Origin of the sequence: Paraburkholderia silviterrae (assembly GCF_004353915.1) — a bacterium.
GTDB lineage: Bacteria > Pseudomonadota > Gammaproteobacteria > Burkholderiales > Burkholderiaceae > Paraburkholderia > Paraburkholderia silviterrae.
On sequence record NZ_SMRP01000005.1, the window covers coordinates 350,193 to 367,275 of the forward strand.

The 17,083-nt window shown below is 65.3% G+C and carries 14 protein-coding genes; 9 read left to right on the forward strand and 5 right to left on the reverse strand.

The window, feature by feature from the left end; translation table 11 throughout:
- Positions 1-92: 92 nt before the first annotated feature.
- The 4 genes from EYW47_RS13805 to EYW47_RS13820 all read right to left on the reverse strand — a co-directional run bounded on the left by EYW47_RS13805 (position 93) and on the right by EYW47_RS13820 (position 3,541).
- Positions 93-320: a sulfurtransferase TusA family protein gene (locus tag EYW47_RS13805; protein WP_028208042.1), complete on the reverse strand. Its 228-nt coding sequence runs from the start codon at positions 318-320 to the stop codon at positions 93-95.
- A gap of 170 nt (positions 321-490) precedes the next feature.
- The gene (locus EYW47_RS13810; RefSeq protein WP_133195379.1) at positions 491-1,555 is read right to left on the reverse strand and encodes a Gfo/Idh/MocA family oxidoreductase; all 1,065 of its coding nucleotides are present in this window, start codon (positions 1,553-1,555) and stop codon (positions 491-493) included.
- A gap of 95 nt (positions 1,556-1,650) precedes the next feature.
- On the reverse strand, positions 1,651-2,658 hold the full coding sequence (gene iolG / locus EYW47_RS13815; RefSeq protein ID WP_133195380.1) for an inositol 2-dehydrogenase: 1,008 nt from the start codon (positions 2,656-2,658) through the stop codon (positions 1,651-1,653).
- Complete coding sequence (locus EYW47_RS13820; protein ID WP_133195381.1) at positions 2,651-3,541, reverse strand: MurR/RpiR family transcriptional regulator; 891 nt, start codon at positions 3,539-3,541, stop codon at positions 2,651-2,653. Before EYW47_RS13820 ends, iolG begins: the two co-directional genes overlap by 8 nt.
- 271 nt (positions 3,542-3,812) lie before the next feature.
- Between EYW47_RS13820 and EYW47_RS13825 the strand changes: the two genes are divergently transcribed.
- The 7 genes from EYW47_RS13825 (at position 3,813) to iolB (ending at position 12,969) form a co-directional block, all read left to right on the forward strand.
- Entirely contained in the window at positions 3,813-4,874 is a 1,062-nt protein-coding gene (locus tag EYW47_RS13825; protein WP_133195382.1) for a sugar ABC transporter substrate-binding protein, read from the forward strand.
- Between the two features lie 154 nt (positions 4,875-5,028).
- Positions 5,029-6,204: an ABC transporter permease gene (locus EYW47_RS13830; RefSeq protein WP_133195383.1), complete on the forward strand. Its 1,176-nt coding sequence runs from the start codon at positions 5,029-5,031 to the stop codon at positions 6,202-6,204.
- A gap of 13 nt (positions 6,205-6,217) precedes the next feature.
- The gene (locus EYW47_RS13835) at positions 6,218-7,078 is read left to right on the forward strand and encodes an ATP-binding cassette domain-containing protein (RefSeq protein ID WP_377784910.1); all 861 of its coding nucleotides are present in this window, start codon (positions 6,218-6,220) and stop codon (positions 7,076-7,078) included.
- Between the two features lie 81 nt (positions 7,079-7,159).
- Positions 7,160-9,175: a bifunctional 5-dehydro-2-deoxygluconokinase/5-dehydro-2-deoxyphosphogluconate aldolase gene (locus tag EYW47_RS13840; protein WP_240763675.1), complete on the forward strand. Its 2,016-nt coding sequence runs from the start codon at positions 7,160-7,162 to the stop codon at positions 9,173-9,175.
- On the forward strand, positions 9,172-11,211 hold the full coding sequence (gene iolD, locus EYW47_RS13845; protein WP_133195385.1) for a 3D-(3,5/4)-trihydroxycyclohexane-1,2-dione acylhydrolase (decyclizing): 2,040 nt from the start codon (positions 9,172-9,174) through the stop codon (positions 11,209-11,211). Before EYW47_RS13840 ends, iolD begins: the two co-directional genes overlap by 4 nt.
- Positions 11,212-11,245: 34 nt before the next feature.
- Positions 11,246-12,169 (forward strand): myo-inosose-2 dehydratase, encoded by a 924-nt coding sequence (iolE, locus tag EYW47_RS13850; RefSeq protein WP_133195386.1) that lies wholly within the window; start codon positions 11,246-11,248, stop codon positions 12,167-12,169.
- Entirely contained in the window at positions 12,166-12,969 is an 804-nt protein-coding gene (iolB, locus tag EYW47_RS13855) for a 5-deoxy-glucuronate isomerase (protein WP_133195387.1), read from the forward strand. The genes iolE and iolB overlap by 4 nt, the downstream gene beginning before the upstream one ends.
- An 81-nt stretch (positions 12,970-13,050) precedes the next feature.
- Here iolB and EYW47_RS13860 read toward each other — a convergent pair whose 3' ends face one another.
- Entirely contained in the window at positions 13,051-14,733 is a 1,683-nt protein-coding gene (locus EYW47_RS13860; protein WP_133195388.1) for a methyl-accepting chemotaxis protein, read from the reverse strand.
- Between the two features lie 622 nt (positions 14,734-15,355).
- Between EYW47_RS13860 and tssA the strand changes: the two genes are divergently transcribed.
- Both tssA and tssB read left to right on the forward strand, forming a co-directional pair.
- Entirely contained in the window at positions 15,356-16,432 is a 1,077-nt protein-coding gene (tssA, locus tag EYW47_RS13865; protein ID WP_133195389.1) for a type VI secretion system protein TssA, read from the forward strand.
- Positions 16,433-16,492: 60 nt separating this feature from the next.
- On the forward strand, positions 16,493-17,044 hold the full coding sequence (gene tssB, locus EYW47_RS13870; RefSeq protein WP_133195390.1) for a type VI secretion system contractile sheath small subunit: 552 nt from the start codon (positions 16,493-16,495) through the stop codon (positions 17,042-17,044).
- Positions 17,045-17,083 lie beyond the last annotated feature (39 nt).

Below are 17,083 nucleotides of genomic sequence, written 5' to 3' on the forward strand. Positions count from 1 at the left end.
GGTGCGTGGCGCCGGCAACGAAAATGGCCCGCAATCTCACGATCGCGGGCCATTTTTTATGCGTTGCGCTTAAGCGTGCCGCGCGGGCCGCTTCAGCGGCGGCGCATCAGAAACACAAAAGTCTTGTCCTGCTGCGAGCTTTCGACAATCTCGTTGCCGGTCTGCTTGGCGAAGGCGGCGAAATCGCGTTGCGAGCCGGGATCGGTCGCGAGAACCTTGAGAATCTGGCCGCTTTCCATGTCGGCGAGCGCCTTCTTGGCGCGCAGGATCGGCAGCGGGCAGTTCAGCCCACGCGCATCCACTTCCTTGTGAACCTGAATTTGCATCGGGTTGGATCCTTCGTTGGCGCGCCGCCTCTCTCGGATGGCGCTGGGTACGTCACGGATAGCAGCGATTTTACCGCAGCCGCATACAAGCACGCTTGCGCCCTCTTTGCGGCCGCCTTGCACCCACTTCGTTCGTTCGCTGCACGCCGGCGACGCCCCCCGCCTTAGAGCGTCACCGCCTGCCCCGTGCGCAACGATTCGCGCAGCGCGAAGCCGATTCGCGTGGCCTCCAGCGCGTCCTCCAGCGTCGCGCCCTGCTGCGCGTGCTCCACCGCACCGGCCTCGCCGCCATGGCGCGCCCGCACCGCCGCGACAAACGCCTGAGCCTCGATGAGGAAGGCCTCCTCGAAGCGGTCGAAGAAGGTCGGCGTGCAAACGCTGCGCACGCCGTGCGCGTCGTAGATCTCCACGCGGTTCGCGCGCGGCAGATGGCCGATCGCGAGCGCGCCGGCCGTGCCGAAGACCTCGCTCGACGTATCGTTGCCATGCGCCATGGTGCGCGACGCATAGAACATCGCGAGCTTGCCACCCTGGAATTCGCAGATCGCGACGCCGTTGTCGACGTCGCCGTACTCGCGCAGGCCTTCGTGCAGCGCGACCGCGCCCGCCGCAAAGACGCGCGTGGCACGCGGCTTGCCGAGGAGCCAGCGCGCGACGTCGATATCGTGCACCGTGCAATCGAGAAAGATGCCGCCCGAGCCCGGCGCGAAGCGCACGAAGAAGCCATCGGGGTCGTTGAGATCGCAGGTTTGCGAACGCACGAGAAACGGCCGGCCGATCGCACCCGCGCGCACCTGCTCAAACGCGTCGTGATAGCTCGGGTCGAAACGGCGCATGAAGCCGATCGTCACCTGTCGGTCCGGAAAGCGGCGCGCCTCTTCCACCACGCGCTCGCATTCGGCCACATCGAGCGAGAGCGGCTTCTCGCAGAACACGTGCTTGCCCGCGCGCAATGCATCGACGATTTGCTGCGCGTGCAGCGCCGAAGGCGTCACGAGCCATACCGCGTCCACCGACGTGTCGACGAGCAATTCAGCGTAGTCGCGGTAAAGCCGCGCCTCGGGCAGCGCATCGCGCGCCCAGGCGAGGTCGTCTTCCAGCGGGCTGCATGCCGCCGCCAGCGTCGCGCCCGGCACGCGATACGCGAGATTGCCCGCATGCCGCCGGCCAAGCCGCCCAAGCCCCGCCACGCCCACGCGCAACGGCTGGGCACGTTCATTCGCCTGCATTGTCTGCCTCCTCTGATCTTACTTCGGCATCCTGCTTATTTGGCAAGCGCCGCTTCGCGCGCATCGCCACCACGATCTTCACCTGCGAGGCCGGATCACGCTCCTAACTTCACCACGCGGCCTTCGCGCCACGAGAGCGCGGCCGCTTCCGCAAGCTCGAGCGCCTTGAGGCCGTCGGCCACGCTCGTGCGCACCGGCGTGCCCTGCGTCACAGCCTCGTAAAAATGCGCCATCTCGCGCGCGTACGCCGCCCGATAGCGCTCAAGAAAGAACGCCTCGGGCACGTCCTGCGCCACCGCATGTTTCGTCCACGCCACCACTTCCGTGGGCTTCATGTTGCCCGCCTGCAGCATGCCGTCGCTGCCGAGAATCTCGAAGCGCTGGTCGTAGCCATAGGCCGCGCGCCGCGCCGTATTGATCTGGCAAAGGCGGCCGCGCTTCGTGCGGATCGTGACGGCGGTCGAGTCGATGTCGCCCGCATCGGCAATGGCCGGGTCGGAAAGGCAGCTGCCCGTGGCGTGCACGGTGTCGGCTTCGTCGTCGAGAATCCAGCGGAAGATGTCGAAGTCGTGGATCAGCATGTCCTTGAAGATGCCGCCCGAGTGCTTGATGTACTCGACCGGCGGCGCGCCCGGATCGCGGCTCGTCACGATCAGCATCTCGGGCGTGCCGATCTCGCCCGCGTCGAGGCGCGCCTTGAGCGCGGCAAAAGTGGGATCGTAGCGGCGCTGAAAGCCGATCATGGCCACCACGCCCGCGCGCGCCACGGCCTCGGCGCACTCGCGCGCACGCCCGATGGCGAGATCGACCGGCTTCTCGCAGAAGATATGCTTGCCCGCCGCCGCCGATTTCAATATCAGTTCGGAATGCGTATCGGTGGAGGAGCAGATCACCGTCGCATCGATCGAAGCATCACCGAACGCGCCGTCCACGTCGGCCACCTGCGCGCCGTGCTGCGCCGCGAGCGCGGCAGCGGCCTCGCGGTTCACGTCGATCACATACTTCAGACGCACGCCGCTCTGGCGCGCGAGGTTCGCCGCATGAATGCGGCCGATACGGCCCGCGCCGAATACCGCCACGTTCAGCGTCCTTGCTTCAGTCATCGTATCCTCCAGGGTCGGTCGATTCTTCCACGTTGAGTTCGAGCCGGTAGGCAAGCGCCACGAACAGCGCCTGGCACAGGCAAAACGTGCTGGTCAGCGAGCGGAACGCGAAGGCGCTCCCCTCCTTCACATAGAGCTGCGCGTCGGCGTGACGCGCGAGCGGCGAGAGCTGGCTGTCGGTGATGACGAGCGTCTTCGCCTGGTGCTGCTGCGCGACACGCAGGCAGTACTGTGTCTCCTTGCCATACGGTGCGAAGCTGATGGCGATCACCACGTCGCCCTTCTTCACGCTGCGGATCTGCTCGTGGTACATGCCGCCGAGACCCGAGACCAGATGCACGCGCTTTCTCGTGTGCTGCAGCGCATAGACGATATAGCTCGCCACCGCAAACGAGCGCCGTACGCCGATCACATAGATGTTGTCCGCGTGCTCGAGCATCTTCACCGCTGCGTCGAACTGCGCGTCGTCGAGCCCGGCCTCGAGCTCATCCAGGCCGCTGCGGCACGCGCCGATGAACTCGCGCGCCACCGCGCCGCCGAGATCCGGGCTCGCGTTGCCGTCCTTCGCCTCGATCAGCTGGCGAATGCGCTGCTGATAGCTGGTGGCCGACGCGCCCTGTCCCGCGTAGGCCTGGCGGAACACGGCCTGCAGATCGGAGAAACCCGAAAAGCCGAAGCGCTGCGCGAAGCGCACCACCGCCGACGGGTGCACCCCGCAACTCGCGGCGATGTCGCTCGTGCGAGCCATCATCACGCTCGCGCGGTTCTGCTCGATATAGGTCGCGACGTTCTTTAACTGCCGTGGCAGCGCCTCGTACTCGTGTGCGATGCGCTGCATCAATTCGTCTACGCCTGCTACAGCGTCGCTTGTTTCATCCGCCATGATGGTTTTTCCCTGATGCTTGCCGCAGTGCCGCAAACCCTTGCTGGGCCTGCCCTGCACGACGTGTCGACGGAACCGATTATAGGTAGCGCCGCACACGATTGGAACAGATTTTCCATTTTTATTTGCAATGAAATTTTTGTTGCAACTGGCCAGGCGATCGCCTACTCTTGTCGATGAGCGAAGGTGCAAAGCAGGCTGTCATGCGCTGGCCAGAACGCGCGCCGCGCTCGCCCCAAGAACGAACGACAGACCGAGAAAGGTGGAGACTATGACGCAACGCAAGGGCAAGACCATGCTCCGAAGGTTGGCCGCGGCGCTCGCGCTGGCAGCGGGACTGAGCGGCTTGAGCGTGCTGGGCGCGCAGACGGCGCAGGCCGCCGACGCGCACTTCGTGTTGATCAGCCACGCGCCGGATTCGGACTCGTGGTGGAACACCATCAAGAACGCCATCAAGCAAGCGGACGAGGACTTCAACGTCGAGACCGACTACCGCAATCCGCCCAACGGCGACATCGCCGACATGGCGCGCCTGATCGAGCAAGCCGCCGCGCGCAACTACGACGGCGTCATCGTCACCATCGCCGACTACGACGTGCTGAAGAACTCCATCGGCAAGGTCACGGAAAAGAAGATCCCGCTTGTCACGATCAATTCCGGCACCGAGGAGCAGAGCGCGCAGCTCGGCGCGATCATGCATGTGGGCCAGCCCGAGTACGTGGCGGGCCACGCGGCCGGCGAAAAGGCCAAGGCCGCCGGCGTGAAGTCGTTCCTCTGCGTGAATCACTTCGCGACCAACGCCGTCTCGTTCGAACGCTGCCGCGGCTTCGCGGACGCGCTGGGCGTGGACTACAAGAGCTCGACGATCGACTCGGGCCAGGACCCGACCGAGATCCAGTCGAAGGTGAGCGCGTATCTGCGCAACCATCCGAACACCGGCGCGATCCTCACGCTCGGTCCGGTGCCGGCCGCGGCCACGCTCAAGGCGGTTCAGCAGATGGGCCTCGCGGGCAAGATCTACTTCTGCACCTTCGACTTCTCCGACGAGATCGCCAAGGCGATCCGCGCGGGCACGATCCAGTTCGCCATCGACCAGCAGCCGTATCTGCAGGGCTATATCCCGGTGGCCGTGCTGGCGATCGTGAAGAAAGACCATACGACCGATCCGGCGAAGATCCGCCAGATCCTCGAAGCCAATCCCAAGTTCAAGCAGCGCCTCGAGACCTACGGTCTGCAACCGTCCTATGGCCCGAAGAACATCCGCTCGGGTCCGGGCTTCATCACCAAGGAGAATCTCGACAAGGTTGTGAAGTACGCGGGTCAGTACCGCTGATCCCGCTGGGTTAAAGCGTCTTTTCGTCAGCCACGCGCGGCGACGGCTCGCTTCGAGCGACACCGACTCGCCTCACGCCTACCGCGCCGCGCATCAACTACCGGGCACGACACGCCGCTTGCGGCACACGCGCACTGGTTATTCTGGAGACATCATGGGTGTAGCCGGCAAACACTTCCCCTCGCATGCAACGGACGGCGCGCAAGATCCACGCGAAGGCCAGCCGTCGCCGGCGGGGCCTCGCGCCACCGACGAGCGCGTGCGGCGCGAATCGTGGTTCGGGCATCTGCTCGGCCGCCCCGAATTTGCCGCGATTTCCGGCACCGTGCTCGTGTTCGCCGTGTTCGCAATCGGCGCGGGCGGCTCCGGCATGTTCGACCTCGACGGCGTAATGAACTGGTCGCAGGTTGCCGCTTACTTAGGCATCCTTTCCGTTGGCGCTTGCCTGCTCATGATCGCGGGCGAGTTCGACCTTTCGATCGGCTCCATGATCGGCTTCGCCGGCATGATGGTGGCCATCCCCACCATGTACTTCCACTGGCCCATCGCGCTGTCCATCCTGTTCGCGTTCGTGGGCTGCACGGCGCTCGGCGCCTTGAACGGCTACCTCGTGATGCGCACGCGGCTGCCCTCGTTTATCGTCACGCTCGCGTTCCTGTTCATCCTGCGCGGCCTCACGCTCGCGCTCTCGATCATGTTCGCCGACCGCACGATCGTCTCGGGCGTGGGCGACGTCGCGAAAGCCGACTATGTGACCAACCTGCTCTTTCACGGCACGGCGTTCAAGGGCCACTTCGTGGCGCTCGCGCACATCGGCATCGGCAAGATGCTCGACAACGGCCAGCCGCTCGTGCCGGGTGTGCCGAAGGTGATCCTCTGGTGGTTCGCGCTCGTGGCCATCGGCGCGTTCACGCTCGCCAAGACGCGCTACGGCAACTGGATCCTCGCCGTGGGCGGCGACGCCAACGCCGCGAAGAATGTGGGTGTGCCGGTCAAGCGCGTCAAGATCTCGCTCTTCATGCTGACCGCGTTCTGCTCGTGTCTGTTTGCCGTGCTGCAAGTGTGCGACATCGGCTCGGCCGCCGCCGACCGCGGCCTGCAAAAGGAATTCGAGGCGATCATCGCCGCGGTGATCGGCGGCACGCTGCTGACAGGCGGCTACGGCTCGGTGATCGGCGCGGCGTTCGGCGCGCTCATCTTCGGCGTCGTGCAGATCGGCATCACCTATACGAACATCGATTCGGACTGGTTCCGCGTCTTCCTCGGCATGATGCTGCTGATCGCCGTGCTCTTTAACCACTATGTGCGCCGCCGCGTCGCGCAATCGTAAGCCGGAGGCCGACATGACCCCATCGCAAAACAGCGCGCAAAACGGCGCACAAGACACCGTGCAAGACAGCGCCGTGCACGAGACCGCGAGTGGCGACACGATCCTCGCTCTCGAAAACGTCAGCAAGTACTTCGGCAAGGTGATCGCGCTCAACGGCGTCACGCTGCGCTTGAAGCGCGGCGAAGTGCACTGCCTGCTCGGCGACAACGGCGCGGGCAAGTCCACGCTAATCAAGACGCTGGCTGGCGTGCACGCGCCCACCTCGGGCCAGTATTTCGTGGACGGCAAGCCCGTCCACTTCGAATCGCCGAGAGACGCGCTCGACCTCGGCATCGCGACCGTCTACCAGGATCTCGCGCTGGTGCCGCTGCTCTCGGTGGCGCGCAACTTCTTCATGGGCCGCGAGCCGCAGAAGAAATTGTTCGGCCTCCTCAATGTCATGGATCTCGATTCGAGCGCCCAGATCGCCAAGGAGCGCCTCGCGGAAATGGGCATCAACGTGCGCGACCCGCATCAGGCCATCGGCACGATGTCGGGCGGCGAGCGCCAGTGCCTCGCGATCGCGCGTGCGATCCACTTCGGCGCGCGCGTGCTGATTCTCGACGAGCCGACCGCCGCGCTCGGCGTGAAGCAGAGCTTCAACGTGCTCAGGTTGATCCATAGCGCCCGCGCAAAAGGCATCTCGGTGATCTTCATCACGCACAACGTGCACCACGCCTACCCGATTGGCGATTCGTTCACGCTGCTCAATCGCGGCCGCTCGCTCGGCACGTACACGAAGGACACCATCAGCAAGAACGAGGTGCTCGACATGATGGCCGGCGGCGCGGAGATGCAGAAGATGATTGCCGAGCTCGACGGCGCGACCATTTGAGGCGCGCGCGTCGACTCCGGATCGAGTCTGAATTGAGACCGAACTGAGACCGAACTGAGACCGCATACGACAGGAATGCTCATGGCCCTCCCCCGCACCAACCCTTCACGCTTCGCATCCGGACGCAGCCGCGATATCGTCTGCCTCGGCCGGCTCGGCGTCGATCTCTACGCTCAGCAAGTCGGCGCGCGGCTCGAAGACGTCTCCACCTTCGCCAAGTATCTCGGCGGCTCGTCGGCGAACATCGCGTTCGGCTGCGCGCGGCTCGGCCTGAGCTCGGCCATGCTCACGCGCGTCGGCGACGACCACATGGGCCGCTTTCTCACCGAAACGCTCGCGAAAGAAGGCTGCGACACGAGCCACGTGCGCGTCGACCCCGAGCGGCTGACCGCACTCGTGCTGCTCGGCCTGAAAGACCGCGACACGTTTCCGCTCATTTTCTATCGCGAGAACTGCGCCGACATGGCCGTCGATGCGGGCGACTTCGACGAGGCGTTCATTGCCTCGTCCAAGGCGCTGCTCATCACCGGCACGCACTTCTCGACCGGGCAGGTGAACCGCGCAAGTCTTCAGGCGCTCGACTACGCGCGCCGCAACGACGTGCGCACCGTGCTCGACATCGACTATCGCCCGGTGCTCTGGGGGCTGACCGGCAAGGCCGACGGCGAGACGCGCTTTATCGCGAGCGCAGGCGTGAGCGAGCATCTGCAGCGCATCCTGCCCCTCTTCGATCTCGTGATCGGCACCGAAGAGGAATTGCGCATCGCGGGCGGCCAAGAGACGCTCGTCGATGCGCTCAAGCGCGTGCGCGAAGTCACGCCCGCCACGCTGCTCGTGAAGCGGGGGCCGCTCGGCTGCCAGATCGTCGAGGGAGCGGTGCCCGATTCGCTCGACGAGGTGCCGCTGCAACGCGGCGTGGAGGTCGAAGTGCTCAACGTGCTCGGCGCGGGCGATGCGTTCGCCTCGGGCTTTCTGTCGGGCTGGCTGCGCGATGCGCCGCTCGAAGACTGCGCGCGCGCGGCCAATGCGTGCGGCGCGCTCGTGGTCTCGCGCCACGGCTGCGCGCCCGCGATGCCCACGCCCGCGGAGCTCGACTATTTCCTGCGCGAAGCCGCGGCGAACCCCGTGCGCATGCGCCGCCCCGATCGCGACGCCACGCTCGCCCGCCTGCACCGCGTGACCCCTGCGCGCAAGCACTACGACGAGGTGCTGGGCTTCGCGTTCGACCATCGCAACCAGTTCTTCGACCTCGCCCAGCAGACTGGCGCCAGCGAGACGCGCATCTCGTACCTGAAAAACCTGTTCGTCGATGCCGTGGCGCAGACGGAAAGCGCGCTCGGTCTGCAAGGCTGCATCGGTGTCCTGATCGACGATCGCTATGGCCAGGACGCGCTCAACGCCGCGACCGGTCGCGACTGGTGGATCGGCCGCCCGGTCGAGCTGCCGGGCTCGGTGCCGCTCGTGTTCGACCATGGCCGCTCGATCGGCACGACGCTCGCAGCCTGGCCCATCGGGCACACGGTCAAGTGTCTCGTGCAGTTCCATCCCGACGAGCCGATGGAGCAGCGCCTCGAACAGGAAGCGCAACTGCGCGCGCTCTACGACGCCGTGCAGGCGAGCGGCCACGAACTGCTGCTCGAAGTGATTCCGCCGAAGCTCGGCGGCCGGCCGAACGCACCCGACACGGTCTATCGCGCGCTCAAGCGGCTCTACAATATCGGCCTCTACCCCGAGTGGTGGAAGCTCGAGCCGATGGACGCGGCGCAGTGGCGCGACATAGACGCGCTGATCGCCGAGCGCGACCCGCATTGCCGCGGCGTCGTGCTGCTCGGCCTCTCCGCGCCCATCGAGCAGTTGACCAGCGGTTTTCGCGCGGCAGCGGCTTCGCAGACGTGCCGCGGCTTCACGGTGGGCCGCACCATCTTCTACGAGCCGAGCTTCGCCTGGCTCGCAGGTGAAATCGACGACCAGGAATTGATCGCGCGCGTGCGCCGCGCCTTCGAGACGCTGATCGCGGCATGGCGCGCCGCGCGCGGCCAGGCGCCAGGCCAGCCAGATCACGATGCCCATGCCACGCGCGAGGAGAAAGCAGCATGAATCAGCGCATCGCTCCTATTTCCGGTGCTTCGCACGAGGGACAACCGAACGCCGTGCCGGGTTCGGCCGCCGCCACGGTGCGCCTCACCGCGGCGCAGGCACTGGTGCGCTTTCTCGCCGCCCAGCGTGTGGCCTGCGAAGACGGCTCGGGCCGCACCGAGCCGCTCTTCGGCGGCGTGTTCGCCATCTTCGGGCACGGCAACGTGGCGGGCCTCGGCGAGGCGCTCTATCACTATCGCCACGAACTGCCCACGCTGCGCGCGCACAACGAGCAAGCGATGGCGCACAGCGCGATCGCCTACGCGAAGGCGCATTTCCGCCGCCGCATGATGGCCGTGACCACCTCGATCGGCCCCGGCGCCACCAACCTCGTGACGGCCGCCGCGCTCGCGCACGTGAACCGGCTGCCACTCTTGCTCCTGCCCGGCGACATCTTCGTCTCGCGCGAACCCGACCCGGTGCTGCAGCAGATCGAAGATCCCCATGATGGCGGCCTTTCCGCCAACGATGCGCTCAAGCCCGTATCGCGCTACTTCGACCGAATCGTGCATCCCGCGCAATTGCTCACCGCGTTGCCGCGCGCGCTGCGCGTGCTCACCGACGCCGCGCTGTGCGGCCCGGTCACGCTCGCGCTGCCGCAGGACGTGCAGGCCATGGCGTGGGACTATCCCGCGAGTTTCTTCACACCGCGCCTCGTGAGCTTTCACGCCCCCGCACCCGTGCAGAGCGAGATCGACGCGGCGCTCGCGCAACTGCATCGCGCGAAGCGTCCGCTCATCGTCGCGGGCGGCGGCGTGCTCTACTCGCGCGCCGCGCCTCAATTGCAGGCACTCGCCGCGGCGCGCGGCATTCCGGTGGCGGAAACCCAGGCCGGCAAAGGCGCGCTCGCCTGGGACGATCCGCTCAATGTGGGCGCGATCGGCGTGACGGGCTCGCCCGCCGCGAACGCACTCGCACGCGACGCCGACTGCATTGTTGCGGTGGGCACCCGTCTGCAGGACTTCACGACCGGCTCGAATTCGCTGTTCGCGCACGCGCACGTGATCGGCGTGAATACAAACGGCTTCGATGCGCTCAAGCACAACGGGCTTGCCGTGGAAGCCGACGCGAAGCTCGCACTCGCGGCGCTGAGCGACGAGCTGATCAACTGGCGTGCCGACGCGAACTGGAGCGCGCATGCACGACGCCTCGCCGACGAATGGCGCGCGAGCGTCGAAGCGCTCACGCACGCGCCACAGGAACGCCACAGCCTGCCCTACGACGCCGACGTGATCGGCGCCGTGCAGCGCTCGTCGAGCCGTTCGTACACCGAAGATATCGTCGTGTGCGCGGCCGGCACGCTGCCCGCCGAGTTGCACAAGCTCTGGCGTGCCGGCCAGCCGGGCGCCTACCACGTCGAATACGGCTACTCGTGCATGGGCTATGAGATCGCGGGCGGGCTCGGCGCGAAGCTCGCGCGGCCCGAGCGCGAAGTCATCGTCATGGTGGGCGATGGCAGCTACCTGATGATGAACAGCGAAATCGCCACCTCGGTGATGCTCGGCGCGAAGCTCATCATCGTCGTGCTCGACAACCGCGGCTACGGCTGCATCAACCGGCTCCAGCAGGCCTGCGGCAGTGCACCGTTCAACAACCTCTTCGAGGACTGCGCGCAAGGGCCGCTTGGCGCGCCGCGCATCGACTTCGCCTCGCACGCGCGCTCGCTGGGCGCGCAGGCCGAGCACGTCGCCAACGTCGCGGAACTCGAAACCGCGCTGCAACGCGCGCGCGCCGCGTCGCGCACCTACCTCATCAGCATCGACACCGATCCCGCGCGCACGACCGAGGACGGCGGATGGTGGTGGGAAGTCGCCGTGCCCGAGGTTTCGACGCGCGCCACCGTGCGCGAGGCGCGCCAGCGCTACGACGCGCATCTCGCCCAACGCGGCCAGCGCGAGCGCGGTGGCGACGCGCCGCCCGCGACGAAGCCAGCGTCCGGCAGTGAAAATGAAAGCGCCAAGGAAAGCGGTAGCGCAGCCGATCCAACCCAGGCATGACGAGACTCACGTTTGCAGAGAACGAGGAACGCACATGAGCGCATTTGAAGTACGCATCGGCATCAATCCGCTATCGTGGATGAACGACGACCTGCCCTCGCTCGGCGGCGAAATACCGCTCTCCCAGGCGCTCACCGAGGGGCGCGAGATCGGCTACGAAGGCTTCGAGCTCGGCAACAAGTTTCCGCGCGAGCCGCAAGCGCTCAAGGCATTGCTCGCGCAATACGACCTCTCGCTCGTGTCCGGCTGGTACTCGGGCATGCTCGCGCGGCGCAGCGTGGCTGAAGAGATCGCGGCCGTCGACAAGCATCTCGACCTGCTCGCGCAGAACGGCGCTACGGTGATGGTCTACGGCGAAGTGGCTGACTCGATCCAGGGCGCGCCGCGCCCGCTCTATCAGCGGCCGCGCTTTTTCAGCGAGCAGCAGTGGGACGAATACGCCGCGCGCGTGGATGCCTTCGCGCGTCATGCGCTCTCGCGTGGCGTGCGGCTCGCCTATCACCATCACATGGGCGCCTATGTGGAAACGCCCGCCGACATCGACAAGCTCATGGCGCGCACCAGCGAAGCTGTGGGCCTGCTGTTCGACGCGGGCCATATCACGTTCGCGGGCGGCGACCCCGTAGTGGAGCTCGACAAGCACATCGCACGCGTATGCCATGTGCACTGCAAGGACGTGCGCCCCGCCGTGGTGAAGCTCGCGCGCAACCGCAACTGGAGTTTCCTCGACGCGGTGCTCGCGGGCGCGTTCACGGTGCCCGGCGACGGCGCCGTCGATTTTCCGGCGATCATCGCGCGTCTGAAGCGGCACGGCTACCGCGGCTGGCTAGTGGTGGAAGCCGAGCAGGACCCCGTGATCGCGCCGTCGTACGCGTACGCGCAGAAGGGCTATCGCACGCTGCGCTCGCTCGTCGATTCGGAGAGCGTATCAAGCAACACCAGCAAGGAGGCAGCATGAGCCTGCTAGTCAAGGCCGCGCGCGAAGGCCAGACGATCGCGCGCGTCACGCCCGCCACGGCGGGCTGGCGCTATGTCGGCTTCGCCGCGTACCGCATGGACGCCGACGATATCGTCTACGTACACGAAACGGACCGCGAGAGCTGCATCGTCGTGCTCTCGGGCGCCGTGGACATCGAGGCAGACGGCAAGCGTCATTCGGGCCTCGGCTCGCGTGACAGTGTATTCGAAGACGCCGCGCCCTATGCGCTCTACGTGCCGCCCGGTGTGAAGGCGGTGGTGCGCGCCACGCGCGAAGCCGAGTTGGGCGTGGCGAGCGCGCCAGCGCTCGGCACACTGCCCGTGCGGCTCATCGAGCCCGCGCAAATGAAGCGCTCCACGCGCGGCAAAGGCGCGAATACGCGCTACGTCTGCGATATTCTTGCGCAGACCGAGCCGGCGGAATCGTTGCTCGTGGTGGAAGTGCGCACGCCTTCGGGTCATTCGTCGAGCTATCCGCCGCACAAGCACGATGCCGACCGCCTGCCGCACGAAAGCGCGCTGGAAGAGACCTATTACCACCGGCTCAATCCGCAGCAAGGCTTCGCCTTCCAGCGTGTCTATACCGACCTGCGCGACCTCGACGAGACCATGGCCGTGGAGGACCACGACGTCGTGATGGTGCCGCGCGGCTATCATCCGGTGGTCGTGCCGTACGGCTACGACTCGTATTACCTGAACGTGATGGCGGGCCCCACGCGCGAGTGGCACTTCCACAACGATCCCGCGCACGAGTGGATCATCGAGCGCGACGCGAAGTAAGGCAACACGATTCGCACCACGTAAAACGCCGCGCTGCCTGATCAAGCAGCGCGGCGTTTTTGCGTGCAGCGTGGTCGAAAATCAAGCGAGCTGGAACTTGCCCACGAGGCGCTTGAGCACCTTCGCCTGGTCGTCGAGCGATTGCGCCGCCGCCGTGGCCTCTTCCACCAGCGCCGCGTTCTGCTGCGTGCCCGCATCCATCTGCGTGACCGCGCGGCTGATCTCCTCGATGCCGGCGCGCTGCTCGCTCGATGCCGCGGAGATCTCGCCGATGATGTCGTTCACGCGCTTCACGGCCTTCACGACTTCTTCCATGGTCTGACCCGCGTCGGTGGCGAGCGTCGATCCGTTCGCCACGCGCGCCACCGACGCGGAGATCAACGTCTTGATCTCCTTGGCCGCCGCGGCGCTGCGCTGCGCTAGATTGCGTACCTCGCCCGCGACCACCGAGAAGCCACGCCCCTCTTCGCCCGCGCGCGCAGCCTCGACCGCCGCATTCAGCGCCAGGATATTGGTCTGGAACGCGATGCCTTCGATCACGCCGATGATGTCGGCGATACTCTTCGCGCTGTCGTTGATCTCGTTCATCGTGGCCACTACGCGGCCCACCACGGCGCCGCCCTTCTGCGCGATCTGCGAGGCGTTGCCGGCCAGCGTGCTCGCCTGCTGCGCGTTTTCCGCGTTCAGCCGCACGGTGGACGTCAATTGCTCCATGCTGCTCGCGGTGCGTTCGAGCGCGACGGCCTGCTCTTCCGTGCGGTGCGAGAGATCGAGATTGCCCGTCGAAATCTGGCCCGATGCGGCGGCAATCGCCTCGGCGCTCGCGGCGATCTCGGCCACCGTCGTCGACAGTCCGCTCTGCATGTCGCGCAACGCGCCGAGCATGCTGGACGCGTCGCGCGCATGCACCTCGACCGGCTGCGCGAGATCGCCCGCGGCAATGCGCGCGGCAATGGCCTTCGCATGCGCGGGCTCGCCGCCGAGCTGGTGCGCGAGGCGCCGCACGACCCACTCGCTCACCACGAACGCGAGCACGAACAGCGCGAGCGTTGCCGCGGCGATCATCACGAACGACGACTTGTAGATGAACGCCGAAGCCGCGATCGTCGCCTTGGCGGCGGCGCCGCGCTGCGCGACGAGCTGATCGACGAGCTTCTCGAGCTTGCCCGTTTCCACGAGCAACGAGACGTCCTGCATGCTGACCTGCCAGCTCATCTGCGAAAGATCGAGCGGCTGCGCCTTCATGAGCGTGACGAAGTCGCGCAAATGGCCGCTCCATGTTTGTGCTTGTGCGGCGAACTGCTTTTGCTGCGCGAGCGCGTCGCCGCCCGACTGCGACGAATATTGTCCGAGCACTTTCATCTGGAGCACGAGCGCCGCGAGGTCCTTCTCGATGCCCTCACCCAGCTCGTCACGTTCCTTCGCCGTAGTCGCGGTGAGCAGCATTTTTTGCCCGCGGCTCGCACGCAGCACATGGCCACGCACTTCCTCCGCGGCGCGGCTGGCGATGTGGCCCTGCTCGTAGATCGACTCCGTGGAATCGTTCAGGCGACTGATCTGTGCGAGCGAGAAGGCGCCGATGGCCAGCGTGCCGACCAGCACTACCGCGAAAGCGACGCGCAGCATCGTCTTCACCGAGAGCGTCCTGCCCTCGCGCGCACGCACGGCCCTGGCCGTGGCGCGCTGGGCGTCCGGCGAATCCGCGACCTGCGCATCTTGCGGCACGAAACCGGCGCGCCGGCTCCCCTGCAATGCAGCTTTCATGTCTTGACGGTCTCCTTCTTGTTGTCAGGCCGCCCGAAGGAGTCCCCCGGGTCCGCCACAACCCGGTTTACGGCGGATTCACCAGCGAACTTTAGCGCTCGCGGCATCGAGTGCTCGCGCTAGCTTCACGCGAGTCGAAAGGCCACCAATCCGCGATTGGAGCTTAAGCAAAAGGCTGGAAACGCAATCGCAGCCGATCACATATTCGATCGTGGATTAATGCCAATTGCATTTAATACGAATTGCATATTCATCGCGATAGCGAATTTCTAGCCTGATTCAGATATTTAGTTATCCCAATCCATCGCCATCTTTAATAATTTGATAATCGTCATGAACTTTGTCAATTGCCATCCTTCAATTGACAATCGAGTTTATCCTTTCACCACTATTACTTGGCCATACAAGAAGCGATGAATTTTGTCGAAACACCCAACGTCGGGGATTACCGCCACCCACCTTCCGCACGCGTGCTCACCAGTCTGTATAAAGCGGATTCCTGCTCGCCGAAGCGAAAATCCGCAATATCCCGTCCGCGAAATATTTAGCCCGCCACTAGCTGAATATTTTCATTGCCATCCAATATCTGCCAATACACCTCCGAATTTAGAGGAAATATCGCGTGAATGCCGATCAGGATTATCCGCGTAGCGACCCGCTCATCGCGCCCGAATCTCCGCGCGCGGTCGAATCGACGGGTGACTGCGGCGAAAATCTCGAGTACGACGAGGCGTTCATCGAACTCGAACGCACCGTCGCCGGCGTTGGCGACCAGCAATATGGCGACACACTCATTGCCGCTGTCGCGCCGGACTGGCAACGCGTCAAACAGCAGGCCGAAGCCCTGCTGCAGCGCTCGAAGGATCTGCGCGTCGTTGCATGGCTCACCCGGGCGTGGATGGAATTCACCGGGTTGGCGGGATACGCGAAAGGTTTGGCGCTGGTTGCCGAATTGCTCGACAGCCGTTGGGACGACGTGCATCCGCGTATCGAAATCGACGATGACGGGCAACCCGACCCGTTCTCCCGCACGAACGCGCTGCAGGCTTTCTTCTCGCTGGAGGCACTCGGTGCCCGCGCTCGCGCGGCTACCCTGCTGCAAGTACGCAGTGTCGATTTTCCGCTGCGTAAAGTCGCGGCACTGCTCGACGGCTCCGCGGAGCACGAAGGTGGCATCACACGGCAAGAACTGTGCGTCGCGCTCAACGCGCAACGCGCCTCGCTCGACATCGTCGGCCGATTGCTCACCCACATCGAGCACCTTCGGCGCACGGTGTCGGAGCGCCTGGACGAGGCATGGGTACCCGACATTAGCGCGGTGGAAAAGCCCTTGCTCGCGGTGTCCTCGCTGCTAACGCAAAGCGCGGTGCCTGACGCTGCGGCATCGACGCACGCGTCTGCCATCGCATCGGCGCAATCAGCTAAATCAGCGCTATCGGCACAGTCGGCAGCCGCAAAAGGCGCGGCATCCGCAAGCCCGAGCCATTCGGGCGAGGTGCGTTCGCGCGAAGACGCGAACCTCTTGCTCGAAAAGGTCTGCATCTATCTCGAGTCCTGCGAGCCCGCCCACCCCTCGTCGTTGCTGATCCGCCGCGCCCAGCGCCTGCTGCACATGACGTTCTACGAAATCATTCGCGACATGTCGCCAGAGGCCATCCCGCATATCGACCTGCTAGCCGGTCTCGGCGGCAACGCCTGACGCAGCCTTGCTACCGGTTTTCATGACTCAGCCCTCCCTTTCATATATAGGACTCCGAAAATGAGCGATTCAAAATCGACGGGACAGAAATTCATTGGGCGTAATCGCGCACCACGGGTTCAAATCGAATACGACGTAGAGACATACGGCAGCAACCAGAGCGTCGACATTCCGTTTGTCATGGGCGTTTTGTCCGATCTGGCGGGCAAGTCCAATCAGCAGCAGCCGAGCCTCGAACAACGCAAGTTCCTGGAAATCGACGTCGACAACTTCGACGACCGGCTCAAGTCGGTGCAGCCGCGCGCGGCCTTCCATGTGCCCAACGAAGTTTCCGGCAACGGCATGTTGGCCGTCGACCTCAGCTTCGAGTCGATCGAAGACTTCTCGCCGGCTAGCGTCGCGCGCATGGTGCCCGAGCTGAACCAGTTGCTGATGGCCCGGCGCCAGCTCTCGAACCTGCTCTCCTATATGGACGGCAAGAGCAATGCCGAGGCGATGCTCATGCAGGCGCTAAAGAGCCGCCCGTTGCTCGAATCGATCGCCCGTCTCACTGACCAGACTCACAACCAGCCGACGGGCTCGCCGTCGGACGGCGACGAACCCGAAGCATGACGGCACCGCCCGCCTTGCAGCCCAACCAACTGCCTCCCG